The organism is Caballeronia sordidicola (genome assembly GCF_002220365.1).
Taxonomy (GTDB): domain Bacteria; phylum Pseudomonadota; class Gammaproteobacteria; order Burkholderiales; family Burkholderiaceae; genus Caballeronia; species Caballeronia sordidicola_C.
The window spans coordinates 17,130-27,466 of the sequence record NZ_MTHB01000272.1 but is presented as its reverse complement, the minus strand read 5'-3'; the positions used below and the strand labels follow the sequence as shown (position 1 = coordinate 27,466).

The following is a 10,337-nucleotide window of genomic DNA, read 5'->3' as shown; positions in this document are numbered from 1 at the left end:
TCACGCGGGATATCGAGCGGCAATTCGCCAAACTCGCCTTGCAACGTCTTTGCGCTGTGGCCGTTGCGGGTATTGCCCGTGGCATTGGTCACCGCTTCGCTCTTGCCGTGGCCCAAGTGCTCGGACATCTCGGTTTCCAGAGCCCGCTCGACCAACATCTTGGTGAGCTGCTTGAGCAGCCCATTCTCGCCAATCAAATCCTCAGGTTTCTGGTAGTTCGCCAACAGGCTGTCCGCCAATTTGACCAACTCAGGATCGGGCTTTACTCGTTTGTTGCGCTTCACGACGGTCATCGTTGCTCCTAGATACTGGCAGTCTCCTGCCAAATGACCGTTTACACAAAACTAATTACACCCCCGGTCAAGATGAAAAACCAACCTTGACCGCTAATCACCTACTGCTGCGCTCGCTCGCGCCAGCGGACCCTCTGGTCCACAGACGCGAGCTTAACCAACCAAACAACGACCCGAGCGTGAACGAGAAACCCTCTTAAACCGTCCTCCACCCGGACCGGAACCGTCCGACGAGCTTCTCGAAACCGCGCGCCAGCCATCCAATCGCGCGCTGATCCACCCGGGGCGCCAATGTGAACACCACCTGCGCGGTGCGCCCCTTTTCCGTACTCAGCCACAGCCGCTCACGCACACGCAGCTTCAGGGAATCGCCCGGCACGAGCCAGTAATCTTCCGTATCGTTACTACGCGTAGCCCACACCGGCGCACCCTGAACGACAAGCCGGACGCTGCGGCCAATCTTCATCGGAACGGTTTCACCATCGCCAATCTCAAACGTGATGCTTGTGGATATTTCTCGCATGACAGCCTCCGCCAAAAATCGTGTTGATGGCTATAAGATAGGCTCAGCATACGTTTTAGCAAAACGAGCAATTTTCTTCAGTTTGTGAGATAAATTCACATACACCACTCGAGAGACCGCCCGTGGACCTCCGACAACTCCCCGCCCTCAATGCGCTGCGCGCGTTCGAAGCCGCTGCGCGTCACGAAAGCTTTTCACGCGCCGCCGACGAACTTTTCGTCACCCATGGCGCCGTCAGCCACCAGATCCGTGCGCTCGAAGCCGATCTCGGCGTCACGCTTTTTGTTCGCGACGGCAAACGCGTACGCCTCTCGGACATTGGCCGCCAATATGCCACCGAGGTTCGCGCCACGCTCTCCGCCCTCGCCGAGGCCACGCGCCGCCTGCGTTCGGGCGAACGGGACCGGCGGCTGGTGGTGTCGATGCTGTCGTCTTTCTCAGCCCGCTGGGTGACACCGCGGATCGGCGGGTTTATCGAGGAGCATCCGGAAATCAATCTGGAACTCCTCTCGACCAACACGCTGACCGATTTCACCCGCGACGACGTGGACGTCGCCATCCGCTTCAGCAGCTTGGGCAAATATGCCGGATTGCATGCTGAAGAATTGCTCGATGAAGTGTTTTTCCCTGCGTGTTCGCCAAACTTTAACGGCGGCAAGCTGCCGCGCACGCCCGCCGACATGGCCGACGCGCCGCTGCTGCGCTCGCACGACGAGCTCTGGAAGCCATGGTTCGACGCAGCCGGACTCGTGGACTGTCCAGAGCCAAAGCGTGGGGTTTTGTACGAGGATTCATCGAATTTGCTGCAGGCGGCCATTCAAGGCCAGGGAATCGCGCTCGTGCGCCGATCGCTTGCCATGCAAGAAATCGTGGCGGGCCGGCTCGTACGCCTGTTCAATGTCGACGGGCCGAGCCCGTGGAATTACTACTTCGTGTGCCCGCACGCGTTGCTGGGAACGCAACGCGTGCAACTCTTTCGCACCTGGCTCTTCGATGAAATCATGCGCTTCAAGCAGCTCTACGAGTGCACGCCGGCAGCCTGCGATGCACCCGTGCAGTCGCTGCCGGTCGCGCCTGAGCCCAGGCTCAAAGTACCACTTTGACCATCGGGTGACCGGTCAGCGCACGATAGATATCGTCGAGATGTGCACGGCTTTGCGCCCGCACGGTAACGGTCAAGCCAGTGTATTTACCGCCCGACGACGGACGCACTTCAATGCGCTCCATATCGAACTCGTCGTCAAATTCTCGGATTACGGTCACGACGGCATTGCGGAATTCCGGATGCGTCGCGCCCATCACCTTGATCGGAAAATCGCAGGGGAAATCGAACAGGGCGTCGATATCGGGTGAGCTCATGGTGTTCTCCATCACAGGACGCCCGGTCCACCCGGGCGTCTTACAGCAAGCATAGATGGAGCCGGATCACACAATTCCAACCGCCGCCCCTGCCTTGCCGCTTACTTCTTCTTTTGCCACATCATCAGCAGCGAGTCCCACGTCCGGCCGACAAAACCGGCTTGCGGCACGTCCTGCAAAGCGACCAGCGGAAACTGCGCCACTTCCTTGCCGTCCGCCATCATCTTTACAGTTCCAACCTGCTGGCCCTTCTTGATCGGTGCAACGATGGTGTCGTTATGCGTGACCGTCGGCTTGACCTTGTCGCCCATGCCCTTCGGCACCGTGATGTACTGATCCGTCTCCACGCCGGCCTTCACCAGGTTGTCGGTGCCCTTGTACACACGCGGCGACTCGATCACCTGACCCGCCTTATAAAGGCGCAGCGCGTCATAGGCCGTATAGCCGTAGTTCAGCATTTTCAGGCTGTCCTGAACCCGGTTGTGCTCTTTCGGCTCGCCCATCATCACGGCGACCAGACGGCGGCTCGCGTCGGGCACACCGTCCAGCGGACGTTTTGCCGTGGCGATCAGGCAATATCCGGCAGCCTTGGTATGACCGGTCTTGAGGCCATCGACGGTCGAATCAATCCACAGCAAGCGATTGCGGTTCGGCTGCTTGATCTTGTTATAGGTGAAATCCTTCACCGAGAAGATGCTGTAGTACTCGGGAAAATCGCGAATCAGGCGCGTGGACAACACGGCCAGATCGCCCGCCGTGGTGTAATGCTGCGGGTCGGGCATGCCGTTCACATCGGCGAAATGCGTATTCTTCATACCGATCTGTTTCGCCGCCGCGTTCATCAGCGCGACGAAATTCGACTCGCTGCCGCCCACCAGTTCAGCCAATGCAATAGCGGCGTCATTACCCGACTGGATGATCATGCCGTACACGAGATCGTGCACGGTCACCGGCTTGTTCGCCTCGATGAACATGCGCGACTCGTCCGTGCCTACGCGGCGCACAGCCTCGCTCGGCATGACCGTCTGGTCCATGTTGATCTTCTTCGACTTGAGCGCGTCGAAGACAAGATAAGCGGTCATGAGCTTGGTCAGCGACGCCGGCTCCGAGCGCTCGTCCGGGTTGCCGGAAGCAAGCACCTGATTGCTGGTTGCATCGACGAGAACCCACGAATGCGCCGTGACATCGGGCGGCGGCACTTGCGCAAACGCAGTCGCCGCGACAAGTGTCGCAGGCAAGACGATAGCGGCAGTGACAGCGCGGTGAATGGAGGACGGAGCGACGAAGGACAAGCTTGAAGGGGAAAAGCGCATAGGTTCGGATCGGCAGAAAAAACATCGGCGAGTCAGGCATTCCCTTCAAGGAAACACGCAACGCACGGGTTGTACAGGCGGAGGGTCAGTCCAGTAGAGCGCTTGGGTTATGACATCGTCGGACGTCGCGCGATAGCGGATCGATTGGACCTGTCAGGACCGCTTGGGTTGCATCGGTTTTCGTTTGACGGCTCTTAAATCGCGTTCGAACTGCCCTGAATGACGGACAACTTTAAACCACGACGTAAAGCACGCAACACTGCAAAAACCCCAGACAAACCCGGCTAGAGCCTGGTTGAATCCTTGATCCGCCGGCGCGGCGTGAAACGCTCGCTGGACTGACCTCCGCGCGCTTCGATACTCGAGCGGCGCATGGGCTTGGCGTACCCGGTCTTGCAGACGCCGGACACGTGCCGCATGCGCTACGGCGAGCGCAGAACCGACAAGCGGTCGCGCAAAAGTCTGCGCCATTATACGCGTGCGCCAAACCGCTTTTACCGCGAAAGTGGCGGGATGTGCAGGGGATTCGTGAATAGAGGGATAAAAACGGCTGCGGCGCAAAGCCTTTGAAAGCCTCGCGCCGCGCGTTGATTCAACAGAAGGTTTGTATTAGTGAAGCGTCAAGCCGAGGCCGGCTCAACGCCATGCGTCGACGATAATCTTCTTCAGCACATGCAGCTTGCGATGAAAGAAATGCTCGCCGCCGGGAATCACCACCACGGGCAATTCCTGTGGTCGCGCCCACTCGTACACGGAGCTGATAGGCACGGTTTCGTCCACTTCACCGTGAATCACCAGCGTGTTGTCCGGCACCTCGGCCACCTGCCAATTGCTCGCCGCCGTCCCCACGAACACCATCCGCTCAATGGCCTCGCCCGAATCGCGCAAATGCTTCGCCACATGCGACATCACAAAGGTGCCGAACGAGAAACCGGCGAGCACCAGCGGCACATCGGCTTGGCCCGGCTGCGCGCGCATATGAGCGACCACGGCCAGCAGGTCGTCGCGTTCGCCCGTGCCGTTGTCATGCTCGCCTTGCGTTTCACCCACGCCCCGAAAATTCGAGCGATACGTGACGTACCCAAGCTGCACAAGCGTGCGCGCGAGGGTCTGCGCGACCTTGTTGTCGATCGTGCCGCCGAACAGCGGGTGCGGGTGCGCAACCAGCGCAATGCCTCGCGTAGGCGCTCCGTCGGCGGGACGATCCAGCGCGACTTCAATCTTGCCCACCGGCCCTTCGATCAGAAATCTGTCAGTCTGCGTGTTCATTGCGTGAGCCCTCAGACCACGGGCTGATCGATCAGCAAACGCTCGACGATCTTGCCGTTCACCAGATGCGAATCGACAATTTCATCGATATCCGCTTCATCCACATACGTGTACCAGGTCCCTTCGGGATACACGACGACGACGGGCCCCAGTTCACAGCGCTCGAGGCAGCCTGCCTTGTTGATGCGGACCTTGCCGTCGCCCGCGAGCCCGAGCTGTTTTACGCGCTTTTTCGCATACTCCTGCATAGCCTGCGCATTGCAATTCGCGCAACTCGGACGCGCGGCGTCGGGGTCGCGCTGGTTGAGGCAGAAGAACACGTGATATTTGTAGAACGGATCCATGAGCTTGGCCGGAAGATGTTTGATGTCGTGGGATTTTTGTGTTGCTTTGTGTTGCTTTTAGCCGATTATAACGACCGGCGCTTTTCGCCGCCGTCACGCCGCCGGGCGAGAAATGCGCGCTCCGCAGTCGATGCCAGCCAGCCAAGTGCGGCATACGGCCACACCCACGCAAGCCACTGCGACAGACCGTTGAAATGCAGATAACGCCCCTGGCGCCAGTCGGCGAGCACGATATCGAAGTAGGGATTGACCGGCAGAAGGTTCACCAGCACCAGCGCCACGATAAGCGCAAGACCGGCCAGCGTCGCACGCCACGCCCGCGAGCATCGCAGGGAAAGCAGACCCGCCAGCGTTCCGCACGCTATGCCGGCAATGGCGCCGTCGGTAGCCCAGTTAAACGTGAGCCCGGAGCGCGATTGCAGGAACGTCGCGCCCGCCTTCGCGCCGAGTGTCGCGATCACCAGGCCAAGCAGCAGTCGCACGCGGGGCGCGCGGGTGCGCATCGGCAACGTGGCCAGCACCAGCGCGGCAAACAGGTTCAGCGAGGTGATGAGCGTTTGCCAGGCGCCGTCGGGAAGCTTGGCGCCCAAGTGCGCCGGCCACGCCGCGACGTTCCATGCGGCAGGTGTCCACGCGAGCAGCGTGTCCTGCATGACCGGGTCGATGCTCGACCAGAGCACGCGCGGCAAATCGCCGACAGCGAACAGGAACGGCGCGGGATACATCGCGGCGAACGGCCAGAGCGCGGATAAGCCGATCATGTACGCGGCATCGCGCTCGAACCACATGAAACGCATACGCCGCAGCAAGCCTCGGTCGAGCAGCATGCTGGTGGCGGGCGCGGTGAGCGCCGCACCCAGCAGCGCGCCGAGGGCGTTTGCGGCCAGGTCGAGATTCGACGCCACACGTGTGGGCAGATAGGTCTGCACGGCTTCCATCGAGCCTGACAACATCGCCCCGCCGATAAACGCAACACCCGCCGCAAGCGTGCCGCGCCAGCGCGGATAGAGCGCAAGCACGGCCAGCGCGCCGAACGGCATGTAACCGAGCACGTTGGTAATGACGTCGAACGCAGTGAGATATTGCGGCAGCGGATCGGTGAGATACGCGAACGGGCCGATTCCGAGCGTTCGCCAGCCGGTAAACGGATACAGCGACCCGTACACGATCAGCATTGTATAAACCGCCAGCGCCTGCCGCGAGAGCGCGGACGGCCGGCGCTGCCAGTGCTTGAGAATCATGCGCGCCGCCCTCGCTCTTGCCCTGTGGTGCAGCGCGCCGCGTCGGCATACGTGGCAATCACTGGGCGGTCCTGAGCACGTTCGCGGCTTTCAACGCGGTCACTGCGACGCGACCAGCGGCTGCACGCCGAGCCATGCCGCCATTTGCGCGATCAGGTCGTCGGAAGCTGCGGCAAGCGCACGCGCGCCGCCGGCGGCATCAGCCGTGTACGAAGGCGCCCGCGCAATGAACGTGCGCTGGCTGACCACCTGCCCATGCTGCGACAACGTCACCCGCGCCGAGACCTCGCCGTGGCTTTGCTCGGGGGCATCGAAGACTTGTTCGAAGTTCGTCAGATCGACCTGCAACATGGGCGCACGCACCGGGTCGGCACCGGTCAGCACCGGTCCGCGCGAGGCCAGCGCCGCACGCAGGCGCTGCGTGAGCAACTCCGCCGGCGACATGGTCCAGTGGCTATCCGCATAACTGCCCGTGCGCTGGGCATCGGCATATTTCAAGCGATACACGAACGCGTCGGTATCCAGGTTCTTCGCGGCGCTCACCGCCAGCACTTTCACCGGCGGCATGTTCATGGTGTTGCCGAGCGGCGTAGGCGAGCCCAGGTCGTAACGAATATTCGACACCGCCGCCGGCGGTCCCGACGCGCAACCTGCGAGCATGGCAACAACGGCCAGGCTGATAAAACCGGAGCGCGCCCGCGGCAGCGGGCGCGCAGCGCGCTTGGATAAGCGCATCGCCTGCAAGATCGTGTGTGGCATCACAGTTCCCTATTTCAAGATCAAAAACGCTTGGACATCGCACTCTAGTCCGCCAAATTTCTGCGGGCAGCGGATCCGGTGCCGATGGTTCTGCGCCATGTTTTACAACTTCATTCACCACTTCATTTCGACGGATTCGATGGCGCCGACGGCCATTGGAAACCCGGCTCGCCAGGCCCCGGCGTCGGCTGCGGCGCGCCAAACAGCAGGCTGCGCGGATTCCGGTTGAAGGTTTCGGCGGCGTGATCCACCGAGCGCGCCGCACTGCCGACGTCGTCGGCCAGGGAATTCACGCGTGGCAAGGTCTCATAACCCACCCGCGCGGCCATCTCCTGCAACGACTCGTTGACTTCGTTCATCACCCGGCCGGCACGTTCCGCCGCCTCACCCGCCCGGTTCATGTTGGTCACGAACGGGCCGTCAGACCGGCTCAGGCTGTTCGCGAGCGCATTGGTCGAAGCGAGCGTCCGGTCCAGTTGATTCAGCGTCCGTGGCAGTTGCTCCGCCACCGGGCCGACCTGCTTGCTCAACACAGCAATGCTGTCAGCCGCGCCTTGCAGGCTTTTGGCGGTCTGCTGCACCTGGTCGCGCATGTCGTCGGAGAGGAATCTGTCCGCGTCGTCGGCAATCCGTTCAAACTTTTTGATCAGGATGTCGCCTCGTTGCTGCAACTGGTCGAACAAACCCGGCCGCAAAGGCAGCGATGCCACATTTTGCGTCGATGACGTCAGCGGCGCCGGATTCTTGCCGGTATCGTCGAGTTGCACGAATGCAATCCCCGTCACGCCCTGAAAACCGAGCGTAGCGAACGTGGACTGCGTGATCGGCGCGTTCTTGTCGACCTCGATCCGGATGCGGATCTGCCCCGGATTGGCATGATCGAACTTGATGGACGTCACCTTGCCCACGCCCAAGCCGCGATACCGGACGTCGGCATCGGTGTACAAACCGGTCACGTTGGTGCGCGCGACGAGGTCGTACGGCACGCGCACGGTGCGGTCCACGTTGAAAAAGAACACCGCGAGGCCGATAGCGACCAACAGCCCGATAGTGAACAGACCGGCCCAGAACGCATGGGATTTGTTTTCCATCAGCAGGTTCCTTTTTTTACTACGTACTGCCAGAGCTTTCCTGAAAACCGTTCATCAGAACGCCCTAAGAACGACTAGAGTGCTGGACCGCAAGGTGCGTCTTCCAACGCGGTCGCCGGCAATTTGGCGCGGCGCTCGGGCGGCAGCGCCTGCAACGCGCGCCTGCCTCGTCGCCCGAGAAAATATTCGCGGATAAAAGGGTGATCCACGGCCACCGCCTCTTCCACGGGCGCTGCCACCAGCACCCGCCGGTCGGCCAGCACCGCGACCCGTGTGGACAGCGCGACCATGGTATCGAGATCGTGGGTGACGAGAACCACGGTCAGCCCGAGCGCACGATGCAGCGTGGCGATCAAGTCGACGAATTCGTCCGATGCCTTCGGGTCCAGTCCCGCCGTGGGTTCATCGAGAAACAGCAATTCGGGTTCGAGCGCAATGGCCCGCGCGATCCCCACGCGCTTTATCATGCCGCCCGACAACGCCGACGGCATCTTGCTCATGTTCTTGCACGACAGCCCGACCATCTCGAGCTTGAGCATCACGAACTCACGGATCAGGTCCTCCGGAATCTTGCCCAGTTCGCGAAACGGCTGCGCGATGTTGTCGTACACCGACAGTGACGAGAACAGCGCACCCTGCTGGAACATCATGCCGGAGCGCGTGCGCAAGATGCGCGCAGTGTCTTCGTCCATGTTCGCCCACTCGTCGCCGAGCACACGGATCGTGCCTGACGTGGGCGACTCCAGCCCGAGCATCTGCCGCACGAGCGTGGTCTTGCCGGAGCCCGACCCGCCCAGCAACGCGAGGATCTCGCCGCGCCGCACTTCCAGGTTCAGATGCTCGTGAATCACCGTACGGCCGTAGCGTTTCGTCACGTCCACGACTTCGATCACCGGTTCGGCGGTGACGGGCGTCGGTTTGTCGCGAACGGCGGATGCAAGGGTAGCCGACATCAGATGCCCACCGACTGGAAGAGGATGGCGAACACGGCGTCGGCAAGAATCACGATCGTGATGGACGACACCACCGAGGTCGTTGTCCCCTCGCCCAGGCTCTGCGAATTCGCCTTGATCCGGAAGCCGAAATGGCACGCGGCCAGCGCGATCAGCATGCCGAACACGACGCCCTTGCCGAGCCCGATCCACAGGTTGGCGATGGGCACGACCGAGGGCAACGAGCGCGCAAAAAAGGACAGGTCGATACCCAATACCAGCTTCGCCGCCAGCGCGCCGCCGAGCAGCGAAACCATGTTGGTCCACATGACCAGCAGCGGCATGGCAATGCCGAGCGCGAGCACGCGCGGCAGCACGATCCGCAGGCCATGAGGGATACCCATGACCTGCATGGCGTCGAGCTCTTCGGTCACGCGCATCACGCCGATCTGCGCGGTGATGGCGGAACCGGAGCGGCCGGCCACCAGGATGGCCGACAGCACCGGGCCGAGCTCGCGGATCACCGACAGCCCCAGGATATTCACGATGTACTGGTTTGCGCCGAACATGCGCAGTTGTTGCGCGGACAGGTAACTCAGCACGATTCCGATCAGGAACGCCACGAGCGCCGTGATGCCGAGCGCCTGCGTGCCCGCGCTATAGATGTTCGCGGAGATTTCGGTCCACGGAATGCGCTTCGGGCGCCGCACCAGCCCGATCAGGTCAAGCACGAAGCCGCCGAACAGGGCGAGGCCGCCCTGCAGATGCTCGAAGAACGAGAACAGCATCAGGCCGAAGCGGGTGATGGGATCGATGCGATCCGCTCGCTCAGGCTCTTCACGATTCGCGTCGAGCAACGCGACCCGCTCGAAAATTTCGCGCTGCGTGTCCGAGAGCGTGACGCGCTCCGGCAACTTCCTGCCCCACACGCGCCACAGCGCCTGTCCACCGACGTGATCGAGCCGCTCGATAGGCAGCAGGTCCCACTGCCTGATTGCTTCCTGCCCGACGCTGCGCAGCCGGTCCACCACGCCGCGCTTGGTGCTCGCGTGGTCGCGCGCCAATGCGAACGCCGTCCACTGGCCGGAAAGCCGGACAACCTTGCCCTGCTGGCCGGACTCGACCTTCAGGCCGGGCGGAGTGTCGAAGTTCAAGGCTTGAAAACGCTCCGGGTAGGGTGGAGGGAGAAGCCATTGTAGCGAAGGTAGGTGAT

12 protein-coding genes are annotated in these 10,337 nt (G+C 61.8%); 1 reads left to right on the top strand and 11 read right to left on the bottom strand.

Annotated features, from left to right (window positions below; all coding sequences use genetic code 11):
- Together BSU04_RS39130 and BSU04_RS39125 are read right to left on the bottom strand one after the other, a co-directional pair.
- The coding region (locus BSU04_RS39130) for a transposase (protein ID WP_179258596.1) at nucleotides 1-293 on the bottom strand (293 nt) is incomplete at its 3' end.
- 196 nt (nucleotides 294-489) lie between these two features.
- Nucleotides 490-816, bottom strand: a complete 327-nt coding sequence (locus BSU04_RS39125; protein WP_089165582.1) for a DUF2917 domain-containing protein — start codon at nucleotides 814-816, stop codon at nucleotides 490-492.
- 122 nt (nucleotides 817-938) lie between these two features.
- Between BSU04_RS39125 and BSU04_RS39120 the strand changes: the two genes are divergently transcribed.
- Nucleotides 939-1,919: a transcriptional regulator GcvA gene (locus BSU04_RS39120; RefSeq protein ID WP_089165581.1), complete on the top strand. Its 981-nt coding sequence runs from the start codon at nucleotides 939-941 to the stop codon at nucleotides 1,917-1,919.
- Here the strand turns inward: BSU04_RS39120 and BSU04_RS39115 are convergent.
- From BSU04_RS39115 to BSU04_RS39070, 9 genes are all read right to left on the bottom strand, one after another.
- Nucleotides 1,903-2,175, bottom strand: coding sequence for a DUF493 family protein (locus tag BSU04_RS39115; protein WP_089165580.1), 273 nt, complete (start codon nucleotides 2,173-2,175; stop codon nucleotides 1,903-1,905). The genes BSU04_RS39120 and BSU04_RS39115 overlap by 17 nt on opposite strands.
- Nucleotides 2,176-2,276: 101 nt before the next feature.
- Nucleotides 2,277-3,488, bottom strand: a complete 1,212-nt coding sequence (locus tag BSU04_RS39110; RefSeq protein WP_089165579.1) for a D-alanyl-D-alanine carboxypeptidase family protein — start codon at nucleotides 3,486-3,488, stop codon at nucleotides 2,277-2,279.
- 636 nt (nucleotides 3,489-4,124) lie between these two features.
- Nucleotides 4,125-4,757: an alpha/beta hydrolase gene (locus tag BSU04_RS39100; protein WP_089165577.1), complete on the bottom strand. Its 633-nt coding sequence runs from the start codon at nucleotides 4,755-4,757 to the stop codon at nucleotides 4,125-4,127.
- An 11-nt stretch (nucleotides 4,758-4,768) separates the two neighbouring features.
- Nucleotides 4,769-5,101 (bottom strand): (2Fe-2S) ferredoxin domain-containing protein, encoded by a 333-nt coding sequence (locus BSU04_RS39095; RefSeq protein WP_089165576.1) that lies wholly within the window; start codon nucleotides 5,099-5,101, stop codon nucleotides 4,769-4,771.
- A gap of 65 nt (nucleotides 5,102-5,166) precedes the next feature.
- Entirely contained in the window at nucleotides 5,167-6,342 is a 1,176-nt protein-coding gene (locus tag BSU04_RS39090) for a VanZ family protein (RefSeq protein WP_089165575.1), read from the bottom strand.
- A 99-nt stretch (nucleotides 6,343-6,441) separates the two neighbouring features.
- On the bottom strand, nucleotides 6,442-7,077 hold the full coding sequence (locus tag BSU04_RS39085) for an ABC-type transport auxiliary lipoprotein family protein (protein WP_373452917.1): 636 nt from the start codon (nucleotides 7,075-7,077) through the stop codon (nucleotides 6,442-6,444).
- Nucleotides 7,078-7,223: 146 nt separating this feature from the next.
- On the bottom strand, nucleotides 7,224-8,192 hold the full coding sequence (locus tag BSU04_RS39080; protein ID WP_089165573.1) for an MlaD family protein: 969 nt from the start codon (nucleotides 8,190-8,192) through the stop codon (nucleotides 7,224-7,226).
- 74 nt (nucleotides 8,193-8,266) lie between these two features.
- Entirely contained in the window at nucleotides 8,267-9,145 is an 879-nt protein-coding gene (locus BSU04_RS39075; protein WP_089165572.1) for an ABC transporter ATP-binding protein, read from the bottom strand.
- Nucleotides 9,145-10,278 carry an MlaE family ABC transporter permease gene (locus BSU04_RS39070; protein ID WP_089165571.1) on the bottom strand — a complete coding sequence of 378 codons (1,134 nt, stop codon included), beginning with the start codon at nucleotides 10,276-10,278 and terminating at the stop codon, nucleotides 9,145-9,147. The genes BSU04_RS39075 and BSU04_RS39070 overlap by 1 nt, the downstream gene beginning before the upstream one ends.
- Nucleotides 10,279-10,337 lie beyond the last annotated feature (59 nt).